Origin of the sequence: Myxococcus faecalis, assembly GCF_050039385.1 — a bacterium.
Lineage (GTDB): Bacteria > Myxococcota > Myxococcia > Myxococcales > Myxococcaceae > Myxococcus > Myxococcus fulvus.
Genome location: NZ_CP144336.1, coordinates 668,046 through 685,058, shown reverse-complemented (window position 1 = coordinate 685,058; position 17,013 = coordinate 668,046). Strand labels below are relative to the sequence as shown.

16 protein-coding genes are annotated in these 17,013 nt (G+C 69.9%); 7 read left to right on the top strand and 9 right to left on the bottom strand.

What is annotated here, in order from left to right:
* Positions 1-80 precede the first annotated feature (80 nt).
* Entirely contained in the window at positions 81-644 is a 564-nt protein-coding gene (locus VZQ01_RS02560) for an NADH-quinone oxidoreductase subunit B (protein WP_046712975.1), read from the bottom strand.
* 6 nt (positions 645-650) lie between these two features.
* Positions 651-1,022 carry an NADH-quinone oxidoreductase subunit A gene (locus VZQ01_RS02555; RefSeq protein ID WP_046712976.1) on the bottom strand — a complete coding sequence of 124 codons (372 nt, stop codon included), beginning with the start codon at positions 1,020-1,022 and terminating at the stop codon, positions 651-653.
* Positions 1,023-1,270: 248 nt separating this feature from the next.
* On the opposite strand from VZQ01_RS02555, the gene VZQ01_RS02550 reads away from it, so the two are divergent.
* Positions 1,271-2,836 carry a methyl-accepting chemotaxis protein gene (locus VZQ01_RS02550; protein WP_223782967.1) on the top strand — a complete coding sequence of 522 codons (1,566 nt, stop codon included), beginning with the start codon at positions 1,271-1,273 and terminating at the stop codon, positions 2,834-2,836.
* A 3-nt stretch (positions 2,837-2,839) separates the two neighbouring features.
* Here the strand turns inward: VZQ01_RS02550 and VZQ01_RS02545 are convergent, their stop codons facing one another.
* The 3 genes from VZQ01_RS02545 to VZQ01_RS02535 form a co-directional block, all read right to left on the bottom strand.
* Positions 2,840-3,064 (bottom strand): amphi-Trp domain-containing protein, encoded by a 225-nt coding sequence (locus VZQ01_RS02545; protein ID WP_426746840.1) that lies wholly within the window; start codon positions 3,062-3,064, stop codon positions 2,840-2,842.
* 122 nt (positions 3,065-3,186) lie between these two features.
* A complete protein-coding gene (locus tag VZQ01_RS02540) occupies positions 3,187-4,860 on the bottom strand; it encodes an arylsulfatase (RefSeq protein WP_426746839.1) in 1,674 nt (557 codons plus the stop codon).
* A gap of 133 nt (positions 4,861-4,993) precedes the next feature.
* Positions 4,994-5,812, bottom strand: coding sequence for a PHP domain-containing protein (locus tag VZQ01_RS02535; RefSeq protein ID WP_426746838.1), 819 nt, complete (start codon positions 5,810-5,812; stop codon positions 4,994-4,996).
* Between the two features lie 82 nt (positions 5,813-5,894).
* Between VZQ01_RS02535 and VZQ01_RS02530 the strand changes: the two genes are divergently transcribed.
* The 4 genes from VZQ01_RS02530 to VZQ01_RS02515 all read left to right on the top strand — a co-directional run bounded on the left by VZQ01_RS02530 (position 5,895) and on the right by VZQ01_RS02515 (position 7,806).
* Entirely contained in the window at positions 5,895-6,365 is a 471-nt protein-coding gene (locus tag VZQ01_RS02530) for an RrF2 family transcriptional regulator (protein ID WP_223746829.1), read from the top strand.
* A 12-nt stretch (positions 6,366-6,377) separates the two neighbouring features.
* Positions 6,378-6,647, top strand: coding sequence for a hypothetical protein (locus VZQ01_RS02525; RefSeq protein WP_426746837.1), 270 nt, complete (start codon positions 6,378-6,380; stop codon positions 6,645-6,647).
* Positions 6,648-6,738: 91 nt separating this feature from the next.
* Positions 6,739-7,173, top strand: coding sequence for an OsmC family protein (locus tag VZQ01_RS02520; RefSeq protein WP_223746831.1), 435 nt, complete (start codon positions 6,739-6,741; stop codon positions 7,171-7,173).
* A 105-nt stretch (positions 7,174-7,278) separates the two neighbouring features.
* Positions 7,279-7,806: a hypothetical protein gene (locus tag VZQ01_RS02515; protein ID WP_223746832.1), complete on the top strand. Its 528-nt coding sequence runs from the start codon at positions 7,279-7,281 to the stop codon at positions 7,804-7,806.
* A 78-nt stretch (positions 7,807-7,884) separates the two neighbouring features.
* Here VZQ01_RS02515 and speA read toward each other — a convergent pair whose 3' ends face one another.
* Positions 7,885-9,891: a biosynthetic arginine decarboxylase gene (gene speA, locus VZQ01_RS02510; protein WP_046712985.1), complete on the bottom strand. Its 2,007-nt coding sequence runs from the start codon at positions 9,889-9,891 to the stop codon at positions 7,885-7,887.
* Positions 9,892-10,118: 227 nt separating this feature from the next.
* Here speA and clpX point away from each other — a divergent pair, with 227 nt between their 5' ends.
* Positions 10,119-11,195, top strand: a complete 1,077-nt coding sequence (gene clpX / locus VZQ01_RS02505) for an ATP-dependent Clp protease ATP-binding subunit ClpX (protein WP_046712986.1) — start codon at positions 10,119-10,121, stop codon at positions 11,193-11,195.
* Here the strand turns inward: clpX and VZQ01_RS02500 are convergent.
* The 3 genes from VZQ01_RS02500 to dnaK form a co-directional block, all read right to left on the bottom strand.
* Positions 11,185-11,952, bottom strand: coding sequence for a CvpA family protein (locus tag VZQ01_RS02500; RefSeq protein WP_267696685.1), 768 nt, complete (start codon positions 11,950-11,952; stop codon positions 11,185-11,187). The two genes, clpX and VZQ01_RS02500, sit on opposite strands and share 11 nt — an antisense overlap.
* Positions 11,953-11,973: 21 nt before the next feature.
* The gene (locus VZQ01_RS02495) at positions 11,974-12,735 is read right to left on the bottom strand and encodes a J domain-containing protein (RefSeq protein WP_426746836.1); all 762 of its coding nucleotides are present in this window, start codon (positions 12,733-12,735) and stop codon (positions 11,974-11,976) included.
* A gap of 1,419 nt (positions 12,736-14,154) precedes the next feature.
* Positions 14,155-15,762: a molecular chaperone DnaK gene (dnaK, locus tag VZQ01_RS02490; RefSeq protein ID WP_046712988.1), complete on the bottom strand. Its 1,608-nt coding sequence runs from the start codon at positions 15,760-15,762 to the stop codon at positions 14,155-14,157.
* Between the two features lie 200 nt (positions 15,763-15,962).
* Between dnaK and VZQ01_RS02485 the strand changes: the two genes are divergently transcribed.
* Positions 15,963-16,799 (top strand): class II glutamine amidotransferase, encoded by an 837-nt coding sequence (locus tag VZQ01_RS02485; RefSeq protein ID WP_426746834.1) that lies wholly within the window; start codon positions 15,963-15,965, stop codon positions 16,797-16,799.
* The last annotated feature ends 214 nt before the right edge of the window (positions 16,800-17,013 follow it).

The window sequence follows — 17,013 nt, the reverse complement described above, 5'->3', positions numbered from 1 at the left end:
CAAACACCAGGGGCCCCGACGCCGCCCTTCGAGAGGGTGGCACGCGGGGCCCCAGGGGTACTTCGTGGGCTTCGGGTGGACTACTTGCCCATGGAGATGAGCAGGTCGTGCCGGGCCGCGGTGGGGTTGGGCTGCTCGCGGTCGGCGATGCGGTGGACCTGGTTGGCGATCTTGTCCTGGAGCAGCATGAGACCGTCCAGCACCTGCTCCGGGCGGGGCGGGCAGCCGGGGATGTAGACGTCCACCGGGAGGATGCGGTCGATGCCCTGGAGCACCGCGTAGTTGTCGTAGAAGCCGCCCGAGGACGCGCACACGCCGAACGACACGACCCACTTGGGCTCGGTCATCTGCTCGTAGACGCGCTTGAGGATGGGCGCCTGCTTCAGGTTGATGGTGCCCACCACCATCAGGAGGTCCGCCTGCCGGGGCGAGAAGCGCGGGAACTCCGCGCCGAAGCGCGCGATGTCGTGACGGCTGGCCGCCACGGACATGTACTCCATGCCGCAGCAGGCGGTGGCGTACGGGTAGGTGAACAGCGAGTACTTGCGGGCCCAACCCAGGCCCTTGGAGACCATCCGCTGGAAGAAGCCCATGGCCTCGTCGCGGCGGGTCGTCAGTACTGGAGCGATGTCTGCATCAGCCATGATGGTTCAGCTCTCCCAATCCAGGGCGCCCTTCTTCCACACGTAGATGAGCCCCACCACGAGGGTCACCGCGAAGACGAGCATCTCCATGTACCCGAACCAACCGAGCGCCTGGAAGTTCACCGCCCAGGGGTACATGAACACCGCTTCGACGTCGAACACGATGAACAACAGCGCGACGACGTAGAACTTCACCGCGAACCGCTGACGTGCCGGGCCGCTCGACTCGGAGCCGGCCTCGAAGGCGGTCGACTTGATGGCGCTCGGGCGCTTGGGGCCCAGCAGCGAGGTGATGAAAGGAATCGCGACGCCCATGATGCCGGCCAGCAGCAGCACCACCGCCAGGGGCAGATAGGGCGAGAGGGGAGAGGGAGTCATCGCGCGCGGAACCTAATGACACCCGCTCACGCATGTCAAAGGGAAAGTCCCCTGCTGGGCGCCGCAACCCCTTGAGATGACGACGAAAAGCGCGGCTTGTCCCCGCCGGGGCGGGCAGGGGGCTGGCGGATGTCCCCTCGGGTGGCCCTGGCGGGAGGCGCGTTTGACGCTCCCGGGGACGGACGCCTACCGTCGTGCGGCCCGCGCAGGCGGGCGATCAGCGCTGCACTTGGGGAGAGGAAGAGGGCATGTGGGGCCGGCTCGGCTTGCGGATGCAGGTGGCCATCGCGGTGCTGGTGCCTTGCCTCACGGTGATGGGCCTGTGCATCTGGAACTTCTCCGCCCGACAGCGCGAGGTGTCGCTGGAGTTGCTCCAGAAGCGCGCCCGGGTGCTGGGCTCCCTGGTGGCGCAGCATCCGGCGGTGCTCCAGTGGGACGGCTCGCGGGAGGCGCAGGCGCGGCTGGAGACGGTGCTCGCGCGGGTGGAGGCGCGTGACGCGGACGGCGACGCGGGCTTCACGGTGAGCTACCAGGGACTGCTCGGTCCGGACGGTCGCCCCGTGTACGCGTCGCTGGCGCGGCTGCCGGAGCACGCGCGGGGGCCGACGCTCCGGGTGCTCGAGGGCTGCGTCACGTCGCTCATCGGCCTGCGCGAGGTGTCGCTGCGGTGCGCGAGCGGCGAGCGGACCTATGTCGTGGGCCTGGGGCTGGACGAGGCGGCGGCGTCCGTCACGGAGCTCAAGGGCTCCGTGGTGGTGGGGCTGGTGGGCGCGCTGGGCCTGGGGCTCCTGTTGGCCGTGCTCATCGGCAGGACCATCGTCGACCCCGTGTCGCAGGTGACGGAGGTGGTGCGGGACGTGGCACGGGGCGATGTGTCGCGCATGGAGCTGGACGTGCCCGCGACGGGCGAGGTCCGGCTGATGGCGGAGTCCTTCAACAAGATGCTCGGCACGCTGCGAATCACGGTGCTGGAGCTGGTGTCGCGCACCGAGCAGCTCTCCGGTGCGTCGCGGGGACTGTTGGGCGCATCCGCGGACCAGGAGCACGTCATCAGCCAGCAGGCGGCCTACGCGCAGCAGATCGCCGCGACGTTCGAGGAGCTGAGCCGCACGGCCGAGCAGATCTCCTCCTCCACGGAGGTGGTGGAGTCGAGCGCCCGGCGCACGCACGAGGCGGTGGCCGAGGCGATGGCCGTGGTCGCGCAGGTGGTGGCGGGCATCAACGACATCCGCACCGAGTCCAAGGGCGTGGCGGACGCCATCGTCGGCCTCAACCAGGACCTGCAGCAGGTGTCGAAGATCGCCCACGTCATCAACCAGGTGGCGGAGCGCTCGGACCTGCTCGCGCTCAACGCGGCGCTGGAGGGCACCAAGGCGGGCGAGGTGGGGCGGGGCTTCTCGCTGGTGGCCGCGGAGATGCGCAAGCTGGCGGAGAACGTGTCCGCGTCCGCGCGCGACATCGGCCGCATCGTCGAGAAGGTGCAGGACTCCGGCGAGGAGGCCGCGTCGAAGGCCCGCGTGGGCATGGCGACGAGTGATCGCGGCGTCGAGGTGGCGGAGCAGGCGTCCTCGGTGTTCCAGCGCATCGTCGAGCTGGCGCGTGGCACCAGCGAGGCCGCGCGCCAGATCACCATCGCGACGCGGCAGCAGCGTCAGTCCAGCGAGCAGGCCGTGCAGGGCGCGCGCAACGTGGCGGAGCTGGTGAAGCAGGGCGTGGACGCGACCGGGCGCACCACCCGCATCGCCCAGGACCTGCAGGCGGTGGCGGAGGGGCTCACCACCGTCACCACCCGCTTCAAGACGACGCGCGGCTGAGGGCTACTCGCGCTTCCAGCGGACCTGGAGCTCCAGCTCGTCCACGGCGCCCTCGCGCTCGTGCTCGACGCTGAAGTGCGCGTCGGCGGGCACGTGCAGCCGCTCGCCGGCCACCTGGATGCTGAACGCCTTGCCCTTCTCCAGCGCGTCCGCCAGCCGGCGCAGCTTCGCGACGAACTGCGCGCGCGGGTACGTCTTCTCGATGTCTCGCTCGGGTCGTTTGGCCATCACGTCATCCTGCCAGCGAGACCCCGCACCGTCGAACTCCGGGCCTGTCGGCACGCGGGCTCGCGACGCGGGAAGACCCGTGAAGCACGGCGGCTTCACGGGCCCTCATGGCGAGCGTCCGCTCAGGCGTGGCTCTGCTGGAAGCGGTGCAGGGCCTGCTCGACCTCGTTGGCGAGCGACATCACCTGGTCGCCGACCTCGGTGCGGTCGTCGCGCTGGGCCTCCTTGATCTTCTCCTTCACCCGGTCCTTCAAGTTGCCGACGCTGAGGCTGCCCGGGGCCTGGCTCGGGATGTAGTCGATGAGGCTCTCCGCGAACCACTTCACCAGCACCTGTGCCGGGACGAAGAGGAACATGCGCTCGCCGTACCAGCTCGTGTACAGGCCGGAGAAGAGCCCCTCCTCGAACGGGTCCGAGCGCAGGTTGATGAGGTACGGCCACGCCGGATTGAAGCGCTTGCCGCTGAACCACATGTCCGGGCCCCGGCCGTCCTGGTAGCTGAAGATGACCTTCCAGTCGTCGTAGCGCACCGCCGCGAGGTTGCCGCTGTCGAGCACGTAGATGAACTCGTGCCGCCGCCCCGGCTCCTTGCCCGCGAGCAGGCCGCGCTGGTCATACCCGTCCAGGTGGACGCGGAACTTCTTCTTGCCCACCGTGTGACCCGCCTTGCACTTCTCCACCAGGTCCTCGGGGCCGCCCGCCGCCGCGACGAAGGTGGGCATCCAGTCCTCGTGGGCGAAGATGTCGTTGATGACGGTGCCCGGCTCGATGACGCCCGGCCAGCGCACCACGCAGGGCACGCGCACGCCGCCCTCCCACGTGGAGCCCTTCTCGCCTCGGAAGGGCGCGTTGCCGCCGTCGGGCCAGCTCATCTTCTCCACGCCGTTGTCGGTGGAGAACACGACGATGGTGTTGTCCGCGATGCCCAGCTCCTCCAGCTTCGCGAGCAGCATGCCCACGTGGTCGTCCAGCTCCGTCATCGCGTCCGCGTACAGGCCCTTGCCCGTCTTGTTGCGGTACTTCTCCTGGAGGAACGTCCACACGTGGGTGCGCGTGGTGTTGTGCCAGATGAAGAACGGCTTGTCGTCCTTCACCGCGCGCTCCATGAAGGCCAGGGACGACTTCATGAACTCCTCGTCCACTGTCTCCATGCGCTTCTTGGTGAGCGGGCCCGTGTCCTCGATCTTCTGGCGGCCCACGCGGCCCCAGCGAGGGTCCTCCGTCGGGTCATCGCGGTCCGTGGCCCAGCAGTGCAGCACGCCACGCGGACCGAAGCGCTCCTTGAACGCCGGATCCTTCGGGTAGTCGGGGCACTCGGGCTCGTTCTCCGCGTTGAGGTGGTAGAGGTTGCCGTGGAACTCGTCGAAGCCGTGCACCGTGGGCAGGTAGCGGTTCGAGTCCCCCAGGTGGTTCTTGCCGAACTGGCCACACACGTAGCCTTGCGGCTTGAGCATCTCCGCGATGGTCGGGTCGGAGTCCTGGAGGCCGTAGTCCGCGCCCGGCATGCCGATGGTGGTCAGGCCCGTGCGCAGCGGGTTCATGCCGGTGATGAAGGCGGCCCGGCCCGCGGTGCAGCTCTGCTGCCCGTAGCAGTCCGTCATCAGCGCGCCCTCACGGGCGATGCGGTCGATGTTGGGCGTGCGGTAGCCCATCATCCCCTGGTTGTAGGCGCTGATGTTCCACAGGCCGATGTCATCGCCCCAGATGACCAGGATGTTGGGCTTGCGCGCCGGCTGCTTGCCGTGCCCGTTGCCGTTGCCATTGCCGTTGCTCTTGGATTTCCCGCTGGATGCCATGTGCCTGCTCCCCATCGCCCGCCGTCGGTGGACTCCGTCCGGCCCGTGGCAAAGGTGAGGAGGAGGGTGGAGGCCGACGTCGTCCGCGGGGCTGGCCCAGGCGCGCGAGCGAGCGGCGCTTCAGCCCGAGGGCTCAGGCCGTGGCGCGCGAGCGCAGCTTCGCGAACAGCTCCGGCGGCATGGCGGCGCTGCCCAGCTTGTGGTCGGCCGACACCGCCTCGCCGTGGAAGTCGCTGCCCGACGTCGGCACCAGGTCGTGCTCCTTCGCCAGCGCCAGGTACTTCTGCTTCAGCGCGGGGTTGTGGTCCGCGTGCAGCACCTCCAGCCCCGCGAGGCCCGCCTTCACCAGCTCGCGCAGCTCCATGCGCTCCACCTTCGACGAGCCCGGATGCGCCAGCGTCGCCGTCCCGCCCGCCTTGCGGATGAGGCTGATGGCGTCCGCGCCGTCCAGCTTGAAGCGCTCCACCCACGCCATGCCCCGCGTCCCCAGGAACCGGTCGAACGCGGCCTTCATGTCCACCGCCCAACCCTGGTCCACCAACACGCGCGCCAGGTGCGGCCGCCCCAGCTGCGCGTCACCGGCGATGGCGCGCACGTGCTCCATGCGGACGGGGAAGCCCAGCTGCTGCATCCTCGCGACCATCGCCTCCATCCGCTGCTCGCGCTCACCACGCAGCCGCTGCGCGAAGCGCGCGAGGTCCTCGTCCTCCGGCCTCACGAAGTGCCCGAGGATGTGCACCTCGCGGCCCAGCACGAAGGCGGAGATCTCGATGCCGGGCACCAGCTCCACGCCGTTCGCGAGCGCGGCGGCCTTCGCCTCGGCGAGCCCCGCGACCGTGTCGTGGTCCGTCACCGACAACACCGTCACGCCCGCGGCCCGGGCGCGCTCGAGCAACTGCGTGGGCGTGTACTGCCCGTCGCTGGCGGTGGTGTGGGAGTGCAGGTCGATCACATCGGTCTCCAGAGGCGAGCGGTTGAAAGCCGCACTGTCGCGACCTAGGCTCTTCTTCAAACCACGAGCCACGTCAAGGGCGATGCCGCAGCACCCACTCCAGATCTCCCGGAAGATTGAATACGGACTGAGGGCCATGACCTTCCTGGCCTCTCAGCCGCTGGAGCGCATGGTCCCCTTCCGGGAGATTGCCCGGCGCATGGACGTGCCCGAGGACTTCCTCGCCAAGATCCTCAAGGTCCTCCTCTCGCGCAAGCTCGTGCGCTCCACCCGCGGCGCCCACGGTGGCTACGCCCTGGCGCGCCCCGCACGGGAGGTGACCTTCCTGGACGTCATCGAGGCGGTGGAAGGCCCCGTCAACGTCAACGTCTGCCAGGACACACAGCATGACGGCTGCCGGGCCACCGGGAGCTGCACCATGTACGGCGTGTGGAAGCTGGGCCAGCAGCGGATGTTGGAGGTGTACCGCTCCACCACGCTGGACCGTCTGGCGATGACAGAGCTGAAGGGCTCGCCGCCCGCCGACTCGCTGTCCCTGGCCGCGCGGGCCTAGACTGCCCGGCCCATGGCCAAGAAATCCGAGTCGAGCATCGAGAACCGGGTGTACCTCTTCGAGTCGCTCGCCAGCAGCTACGTGGCCGCGGCCTCGGACGCGCTGGGCTCCAAGGACTCCGCCGAGCGCGAGCGCGCCCGCCGGGCCCTCGCGGAGCTGGCGTACGTCTCCTGTGTGGTGGCGGACACCGGGGACCTGTCCCCGGAGGCCGTGCGGGAGCGGCTGCTGAGCGCGCCCGCCCCCGCGCGGAAGTCCGCGCGCCGCGGCAAGCGGAACAAGTAGGCGCGCCCCCTCGCGCCGTGGATGATGAAGCTGCTGGAGCGCCCCGTGAGTGGAGCGCCCCCGAAGTCACCCGGCCCGAGGAGAGACCGACATGAGCCAGCAACAGCCCCCCGCCACCGGCGTGGTGATGACCCTGGTCAGCCACCCCCAGTTCAAGACGAAGCTCACCCACGGCCCGTCCACCACGGAGCTGCAGACGGAGGCCCCCCGGGACAACGGCGGCACCGGCGGCAGCTTCTCCCCCACGGACCTGGTGGGCGCCGCGCTGCTGGCCTGCGCGGTGACGACGATGCACCTGTTCGCCTCGCGAGAGGGCATCTCCCTGGGCGAGATTCGCGGCCGCGTGGAGAAGCGCATGACGCCGCCGCCGCGTCGCATCGGTGAGCTCGTCGTGGACCTGCAGATGCCCGCGGGCCTGTCCGCCGAGCACCGCGCCCGGCTGGAGCAGGTGGGCCGCGAGTGTCCGGTGGCGCGCAGCCTCCACCCCGAGCTGAAGCTGCCGATGACGTTCAGCTACCCGGACTGAAGAGCGCCCGCCCGCTCGGTGTACACGGGAGCCTCCTGGCCTTCGCTGCCAGGGGGCTTCGTCGTGAAGAGTCTTCACGACGGCACTCCCAACCCGGAGAGGGGCATGGACGCGAAGCGCCTGGGCATCTACCTCAACGACCACCACGCGGGCTCCGTGGCCGGCATCGAGCTGGCCCGGCGCACCGAGTCGGAGAACCACAGCAACCTCGTGGGCCACTTCCTGGCCACCCTCGTCCCGGAGCTGCGCGAGGACCAGCGCATGCTCGAGGCGGTGATGGGCGCGCTGGAGCTGCGAAGAGATCCACTCAAGTCCCGCGTCGCGTGGGTGGTGGAGAAGGCCGCCCGGCTGAAGCTCAACGGCTCCTGGGTGCGCTACTCGCCGTTGAGTCGGCTGGTGGAGCTGGAGGGGCTGTGCACCGCCACCGAGGGGCGGCTGTCCCTGTGGACCACGCTGGCGCGACTCCAGCGGAAGGACACGCGGCTCGCGCCGTTCGACTTCGAGTCGCTCATCGCCCGAGGCGAGCTGCAGAAGGCCGCGCTCCAGCGCCTGAGGGCCCGCGCCTCGGACGTGGCCTTCGCCGACGAGCCCATGGCGTTCGGCTCGGGCGAGACGCCCATCGCCAGCTACTGAGGGCCGCGGACACCACGCCCCCCGGCGCTTTCGCGGCGGAGGGCGTGGGGGCTTCAGTCACCTGTCACGGCAGGGGCGTCAGGTGCCCGAGGGCGACACCGGAGGCCGGGTGGCGTCCGGCTGCGGCACCAGGCGCAGCTGGCTGGCGCTGCCCGCGAAGCTCGCGTCCACGCCGCGCTCCAGGTACGTGTAACCGGACAGGCCGTCCTCGTACATGCGCAGCAGGGTGCGCGACTCGTCCAGGGAGATGCGGCCCTGGCGCAGGGCCATCTCCGTGAACTTGCGCAGCCGGGCGACCAGGTCGTCCTTGTTGTAGCTGACGTAGTTGAGCACCTCCGTCACCGTGTCGCCCGCGACGACGTGGTCGATGAGGTAGCCCCCGTTGGGCGCCAGCGACACCTGCACGGTGTGCGTGTCACCGAAGAGGTTGTGCAAGTCGCCGAGGATCTCCTGGTACGCGCCCACCAGGAAGATGCCCAGGTAGTAGTCGTCGTCGTTGAGCGCGTGCAGCTCCAGCGCGTCCTTCACCTCGCGCTTGTCGATGAAGTGCTCGATCTTCCCATCGGAGTCGCAGGTGATGTCCGCCAGCGTCGCGCGGCGCGTCGGCTTCTCCGCCAGACGGTGGATGGGCATCATCGGGAACAGCTGGTCGATGGCCCACGAGTCCGGCAGCGACTGGAACACGGAGAAGTTGCAGAAGTACGTGTCGCTCAGCGCCTTCTCCAGCGACTCGAGCTCCTCCGGGATCTCGCCCGCCTCCTTCGCGATGCGCATGATCTTGTGGCAGGTGGCCCAGTAGATGTTCTCGGCCGCCACGCGCTGCTCGAGCGACAGGTGCCCCAGCGAGAAGAGGGTGAGGCTCTCCTCCTTGGCGTCCTGCGCGTCGTGCCACGCCTCCAGCAGGTTCTTGTTCGTCACCTCGCGGAAGGTGGACAGGAGGTTGCGCACGACGGAGGGCGCCTTGTCGTCCACCTTGTCCGGCAGCTGCGCCGGGTCGAACTCGCTGGTGCCCAGCACGTCCACCACCAGCACCGCGTGGTGCGCGACGACGGCGCGGCCCGACTCGGAGACGAGCGTCGGGTGCGGCACGCCGGCCCGGTCACACGCCTCCATCACGCCGAACACCACGTCGTTGGCGTACTCCTCCGTCGTGTAGTTCATGGAGGAGGCGAAGTTCGTCTGGGAGCCGTCGTAGTCCACGCCCAGGCCGCCGCCCACGTCCAGGTACTTCAGCGGCGCGCCCTGCCGCGCCACCTCCACGTAGAAGCAGCCCACCTCGCGCAGCGCGTTCTTCACGTTGCGGATGTTGGAGATCTGGCTCCCCAGGTGGAAGTGCAACAGCTCGAACGCGGGCAACAGGCCCGTGTCCTTCATGAAGGCGATGCAGCTCATCAGCTCGGAGGAGGACAGGCCGAACTTGGAGCGGTCTCCGCCGCTGGCCTCCCACTTGCCGGCGCCGCGCGTGGACAGCTTCACGCGCATGCCCAGCCGCGGGGTGATGCCCGTGCGACGCGCCACCTCGGCGATGAGGGGCAGCTCGCTGGGCTTCTCCACCACGAGGATGACGTTGCGGCCCAGGCGCGAATAGAACAGCGCCGTCTCGATGTACTCCTCGTCCTTGTAGCCGTTGCAGATGACGAGCGCGTCCTCGTTCTCCAACAGCGCCATCACCGCCATCAGCTCGGGCTTGCTGCCGGCCTCCAGGCCGTAGTTGTAGCCCTTGCCCGCCTCGATGATGGTCTCCACCACGTAGCGGTGCTGGTTCACCTTGATGGGGTAGACGCCCCGGTAGCCGCCCTTGAAGCCCTGGTCGGCCATGGCCTTGCGGAAGGCCTCGTTGAGGTGGACGACGCGGTGGCGCAGCACGTCCGTGAAGCGCAGCAGCAGCGGCAGACCGATGCCGCGGCGGCGCACTTCGTCCACCAGGTCCTTCAGGTCCATGCTGGGGGCCTGGGGCCCGTCCGGGTGGACGCAGACGTGACCCTTGTCGTTGATGCCGAAGTAGGGCGAGCCCCAGTTCCGGATTCCATAGAGCTCGTGCGCGTCAGCGAGGGTCCAGCGGTGCGGAGGGGCGTTTGCGGGCATCGGCGGTTCGAGGCTCCCTGGGAAGAGAGAGGGTGGACTCCAGTCAACAGTGGAGGGGCGCGGGAACTATAGGAAAGCCCCCCGGCATTCAACAGCCGCCTGAAAGTGGAGCGAGCGGCCAGGCAGACGTCCCGCTGGGGCCCCTGTCCTGGCGGGCGGACCTTCCATCCGATTCCTACCCTTTGTCCGGAGTGTCGGGAGGACGCGTGGATAGAAGGGAAGGGTACATGGAGTCGTCCGCACGTAGGGAAGAAGCGCCGCTGACCCCTCGGGAGATCTACGAGCGACTGGACCGGTACGTCATCGGCCAGGACGCCGCCAAGCGCGCGGTGGCCATCGCCGCCCACAACCACCTCAAGCGGGTGCAGGCCCGACGCCTGCGCCGTCAGTCCCTCATCAAGAAATCCAACATCCTGCTCATCGGCCCCACGGGGAGCGGGAAGACCCACATCGCCCGCAACCTGGCGGAAATCCTCCACGTTCCGTTCACCACGGTGGACGCCACCGAGTACACGGAGGCCGGCTACTACGGGAAGGACGTGGAGGTGATGATCTCCGACCTGCTGCTCAAGGCGAACCACTCCGTCGAGGACACGCAGCGGGGCATCATCTTCGTGGACGAGGTGGACAAGATCGCCCGGCGCTCGCAGGGGGCTCGCAACGGCGCGGGCAGCCGCGACATCGGCGGCGAGGGCGTCCAGCAGGGCCTGCTCAAGCTCCTGGAGGGGCGCGAGGTCTATGTCCCCCTGAACGTCACGCAGGCGTGGAACAAGAGTGACTTCGTCCAGGTGGACACCCGGGACATCCTCTTCATCTGCGCGGGCACGTTCAGTGACTTGCATGACTACGGGGACGAGCCCGGCGGGGGACGGCCCCTGGGCTTCGGCGCGGACGAGAGCTTCCGGCGCGCGAAGAAGCGCATCGGCACCAAGCAGCTGGTGGAGTTCGGCATGCTGGCGGAGTTCCTCGGGCGCCTGCCGGTGGTGGTGCAGCTGGATTTGTTGGGCGAGGCGGACCTCATCCGCGTGCTCACCGAGCCGCCGGACTCCATCATCCGCGAGTTCCGCGAGCTGCTCGCCATGGACGAGCTGGAGCTGGACTTCGACGACGGGGCGCTGCGCGAGGTGGTGCACTACTCGGTGGCGCGCGGGCTGGGGGCGCGCGGGTTGCGCTCCATCCTGGAGCACGTGATGGCGGACATCATGTTCGAGGCCCCCGAGCGGCGGCGTCGGCAGGTGAAGGTGGACGCGGACTACGTGCGCCCGAGGCTGGCGACGCTGGACGCCGTGGAGCTCAACGTGTGACGTCCGCGTCACGCTCCGAGGCCTGGGCGGCGGCGCCCAGCCTCGCGGCGATGTCCGGGTCCTGGATGAGCTGGAGGACTAGGTCGTTGCGCAGCAGCGCGGCGGTGTCACCCCGGGCGAGCGCCTGCTTCACCTGGTCATCCTGGAGCAGGCGCTGGAAGCGCGGGTCCTTGCGCAGGGCCTTGTAGGCCGGGTCGTTCTTGAGCTTCTGGGAGCGCTCCGGGTCGGTGCTGGCGCGGGCCACCGCCACCATGTCCTCCATGGGGGCGAACTGGCTCATCTCGAAGAGGTTGTAGCGGCGCGCGGCGGACACGGCGAGCGAGTCCTTGGGGGACACGCCCACGCGCTTGCCGGCGATGACCACGTGCTGCTCGAAGAAGGACATGGCGCTGAGGACGAACCACGCGAAGGCGGCCGTCTTGGCCGCGCCCAGGATGAAGCCCAGGAGGCGGTCGATGCTCCGGTCCTCGTTGTCCTTTCCGGTGGCGAGGAAGCGCGCGAGCAGCGCGCCCAGGGCGTAGCGCACCGTGAGCCAGACGCAGACGAACAGGAGCGCGGTGCCCAGCACGAGGCCCACGACGAGCGGGCCGTCCACGGCCTCGGCGAACCGGGGGGCGAGCAGGGGCCCCAGCTTGCGCGACGCGAAGTAGCCCAGCGCCAGCCCCACCCAGTTGGCGACCTGGCGGGAGGCGCCGGTGAAGGCGCCGATCATGCCGAAGAACAGCACCAGGCCCAGGATGACGAGGTCGATGACCATGGCGAGTCGGGGCGCGGGGCGTCAGCGGATCTTGAACGAGTCGCCCTTGCCCTTGGCTTCTTCCTGGAGGCGCTTCTGGGCCTCCGCGAGGTTCTCCTTGTAGCGCGCGTTGGAGGGCTCGTAGGTGAGGGCCATCTTGAGGTTGCGCTCGGCGGCGGACCAGTTGCCCGCGTCGATGTCCTTCTGCGCCTGCTGGTAGAACTGGCGGCCCTTGGGGTGGGTGCCGATCTGTTCTTCCTGCTCCTTCTTGGCGGCGGCCTTGGTCTCCGCCTCGGAGGCCTCGGTGAAGCGCAGCTTCTGGGCGCGCTCGGGGCCCGTCACGTCGGTGACGTACTTCTTGCGCTTCGTGTCGTCGCGCAGGACGTAGTAGGCCTCGGTGACGCGCTTGTAGAGCTCGTGGACCTGCTCCTTGAGCTGCTTGTCCGTGATGTGGAAGAAGCGGTCCGGGTGGTAGGTGCGGCTCTCCCGGTAGAACGCCTTCTTGATGTCCGCGGGCGTGGCCGTGCGCTCCAGCAGGAGCACCTCGAAGTAGTCGAGCTGCTCCAGCTTCGCGCAGCGCGACGCGAGGTCCGCGAGCTGGTGCGCGTCGAGACCCGGGCCCTTGGCGGCGCTCGGCGGAGGAGGCGGTGACAGCGCGCCCGGTGGCGGGGGCGGCGGCGTCATCGGCGCCACGGACGGGACCAGAGGGCTGACGGCGGGCACGCGGGGCGCGGTGACCGGCGGGATGCCCGGGACGGGAGGCCGCGGCGAGAGGTCCGACGGCGCGATGGCCGGCAGCGACATGGTGGGCCGGGCGCCGGGGCGATTCGCGGGGACCGAGGGTGGAGGCGGCGGTGGGGCGACCTGCCCGACGGCGAGCGTCGGAGGCGGGCGCGGCGTCAGGGCCGGACCGCGCGGCGCGGCCGGGGCGCCCGTGGCCGGAGCGATGGAGGGCACCGCCGGCGCGATGGGCGGAACGACCGGGGAGATGGCGGGAACGGCTCCCGAGGGAGGACGGTTCGCGGGCGCCGCGCGAGGTGCGCCCGCGACGGGAGCTGGCGTCGGCGGCGTCGGTCCGACCGGAGTTCCCCTCGGAGCGGGGCCCGAGCCGGGGGGCATCGGCGGCGTCAGTCCGACGGGAGTCCCTCGCGGCGCGGAGCCAGAATCGGGGGGCGGCGGAGGCGTCAGCCCGACAGGGGTTCCCCTCGGAGCGGGACCCGAGCCTGGAGGAGGCGGCGGCGTCAGTCCGACCGGAGTGGCCCTCGGCGCGGGGCCTGAGCCCGGCGGCGGCGGAGGCATTCCGGCTGCGACGGGCGGAGGCGGCGGAACGATGGCTCCGGGAGACGAGGCAACAGCCTGGACGGGCGGAGGAGGAGGGATCAATGCCGCGACGGGCGCGGGCGTCGGTGGAGTGCCGACCGGAGCACGAGGCACTCCCGCGGGCGCCACCGTCGGCACGGCACCGGCCGTGATGCCAGGCGCGCGAGGAGGAACGATGGGCGCGGGCGTCGGCGGTGTGCCGACCGCGGCACGGGGCACTCCCGCGGGCGCCACCGTCGGCACGGCACCCGTCCCGACGCCGGGCGCGCGAGGAGGAGCCACGGGCGCGGGGGGCTGCGGAGTGCCTGTCGGAGCACGGGGCACGCCAGCGGGCGCCACCGTCGGCACGGCAGACGTGCCGAGGCCGGGCACGCCAGCGGGCGCCACCGTCGGCACGGCACCCGAGGCAGGGCCGGCTCCCGGCGCGCGAGGTGGCGCCACGGGCGCCGGTGTCATGGGCGCGACACCCGGGACGCGGGGCGCCGGTGGAGGGACGCCGGGGGCAGGGGGCGTGGCCGGGCGCGCGGGCTGCGCACCGATGGCGGGGATCGCGGCCACGGTGGGCCGGGCACCCGCGGACGTCGTGGACGCGGGCGCGCCCACCGCGGGAATCCCCGTGGCGCTCATCCGCTGGGGCACCGGCGCGGTGACGGCGGGGATGGACACGGTGGGCCGCTGGGCCTGGGGCACGGCCGGCGCCGCGACGCCCGGAGGCTTCGCACCCGGGGGCACCGGCGCGCCAGGCGCCGCCGGAGGCTTCGCCACGGGGGCGGGCGTGGGCGGTACCGGCGAGGCCGCCGTCATCCGTGGAATGGCCGGTCGCGAGGGAGCCGCCGGTGTCCCGGGCGGGCTTCCCGGCGGCTTGCCGGAGCTGGGATCGGTAGGCTCGGACATCGCGCTCGTCTACTGGGCCACGGCGGGCAGGTCGGAGTTGTTGTGCCCAGCCAGCCGCGTGCTCCGGTTCGCCTGGATGGACTTCTGGATGTCCGCCTCGGACATGCCCGAGGACAGCGTGATCGTCGTCGACGTCTTCTGACCCGTCTCCGTGTCGCACGCGGACACGTTCACCAGGCCGTCGGTGTTGATCTCGAAGGTGACCTCGATCTTCACCTCACCGCGATACCCGATGCGGAAGCCCGCGAACTCGAACTCGCCGAGCATCTCGCACTCGTCGGCCCGGTTGGACTCGCCCTGGTACACGCGGATCTTCACCTTCTCCTGCCCGTCACGGCTGGTGGTGAACGCCTTCGAGCGGTCGATGGGGACCGGCGTGTTCTTGTCGATGATCTTCTCCGTGTACCCACCCACCGTGCCGATGCGCAGCGTCAGCGGCGTGACGTCCACCAGGAACGTCTCCGTCTTGCTGTCGAGCAGCGCGTGCGACTGGAGCGCGGCCCCCATCGCCACGACCTGGTCCGGGTTGATTCCCTCCAGCGGCGCCTTCTGGAAGTAGTGCTTCACCGAGTTGCGGATGATGGGCAGCCGCGTGGGCCCGCCCACCAGGATGACCGCGTCGATGTCCGCCGCGGTCAGCCGCGCGCTCTGCAGCGCCTCGTCGCAGACCTTGAACGTGCGCTGCACCAGGTCCATCACCATCTTGTTGAACTGGTCCTGGTTGAGCGTGTTGCGCAGGTCCATCACGTTGCCCTGCGCGTCCTGGCAGATGCCCTGGCAGAGGATGTCCGCCGAGCCCGTCTGCCCCACGTCGATCTTCGCCTTCTCCGCGGCCTCCTTGAGCATCTGCAGGCAGAACTTGTTCTGCCTCAGGTCCAGCCGCGTCTTGTTCAGGAAGTCGTCCGCCAGGTACGTCATGATGCGGTCGTCGAAGTCGTCGCCGCCCAGGTACGTGTCACCCGCCGTCGCCAGCACCTCGAAGACGTCCTTGCCGATCTCCAGGATGGACACGTCGAACGTGCCGCCGCCCAGGTCGTAGACGACGACGCGCTGGTTGACGTCCCGGCCGAAGCCGTACGCGAGCGCCGCCGCGGTGGGCTCGTTGAGGATGCGCAGCACCTCCAGCCCCGCGATGCGACCCGCGTCCTTGGTCGCCTGGCGCTGGTTGTCGTTGAAGTACGCGGGGACCGTGACGACGGCCTTCGTCACCTCGCGGCCCAGGTACGTCTCCGCGACGGCCTTCATCTCCTTGAGCACCAGCGCGGAGATCTCCGGCAGCGAGTACGCGCGCTCGCGCACCCCGATGCGCACCGAGTTGTTCTCGCCCTCGACGATACGGTACGGCATCACCGCCTGGGCCTTCTTCACCTCATCGGAGAAGTAGTACCGGCCGATGAGCCGCTTCGCCGAGTACACCGTCGTCTCGGGGCTGGTGATGATGTTCTTCTTGGCGGCGTTGCCCACCAGCACCGAGCCGTCCTCGAGGAAGGACACGCAGGAGGCATGCGTCGTCTCACCCCACTCGTTGGGGATGACGATGGGCTGCCCGTCCTGGACCACCGACACGCACGAGTACGACGTGCCGAGGTCGATGCCGATTGCGATGTCGTCCGACATTCCATCTCCGGTGAAGGTCTCGAAGCCCGAGGCCGTCGGTGAAGCGCCCGGAGGTTAGGAGCCTCCCAACGACGTGTCAATGTTCGTTCAATGTAAACCCCAGCCATTTCAGGCACTTAGCGGGCTGTTAAGGGGACGGGCTCGCTGGCTTGAGGGGGGGAGGGGACGTCATTATCTATGAAGCAAAGGAGTTCTCCCTCATGTCCGTCGTCCTCGCCGCCCTCACGTCCGACCCGAACCTGCTGAGGTGCGAGCTCTCCCGGCTCGCCGGGCAGGTGCTCGTCCAGACGGAGCCTCGAGCGAACGCGATGGGGGTGGGCGCGTATGCCCAGGACGAGGTCCTGCTGCGGCGGCTCGCCGACGTGGAGGAGGTTCCCTCGCTGGAGTCGCTCGCCCCACCCACCGAGTCCGAAGCGCTCCTGTTCCACGCGGGCCGGCTGCCCCTGGGCGCGTCGCTCGAGGAGAACACCCAACCCTTCCGCTCGCGCCGGTGGCTGTTCGCCCATCAGGGCGCCATCAGCGGGTTCGAGCAGCTCCGGGGGCCGTTGATGGCCTCGCTCCCCGAGCACCTCCAGCGTCAGGTGCGCGGCGGCACCGACAGCGAGGTCCTCTTCGCGCTCTTCCTGCGTCAGCTGCGCGACGTCGGCCGCACGGATGATCCGCGCCTGGAGCCCCAGGTCGCCGGACGCCTCCTGGCGGACACCGCGCGCGAGGTCGTCAAGCGCTCCATGGAGCTGGGCATCCCCCGCGCCTCCACGCTCAACCTGGTGGCCACCAACGGGCTCCTGCTCGTGGCGAGCCGCTGCGGCGAGGAGCCGCTCTACTACTCGCGGCTGGAGGGCGGGGCGGAGTGCGAGCCCTGCGGCGTGACGGCGAGCACCCCGGAGAGCCAGCCCGCTGTCGGCGCGCACCGCCGTCGTCGCACCGTCATCGTGGCGAGCCACCTCCAGCGCCCCGGCAGCTGGGTGGAGCTGCCTCGCGGCACCACGCTCGCCGTGGGCCTGGACCTGCAGGTCCACCTGCTCCAGGGCCACTGAGCCCGGAGTCGCCCTCCCGCTCGCAGTCCCGCTCGGGGCGCGTGGGTCCTCCGCGCCCCGTCGCGATGGGGCCGAGCGGGGAAATCCCAGCGCTTCCTGGCCGAAGCCGGTGAAGCCCAGAAGCGAAAAAGCAAAACCCTGGATTCTAGACACCTCTTCCAGAGAACGGAAGCCCAATCCATGGGTGGATTGTGAACCGCTTTACAAGGCTTCG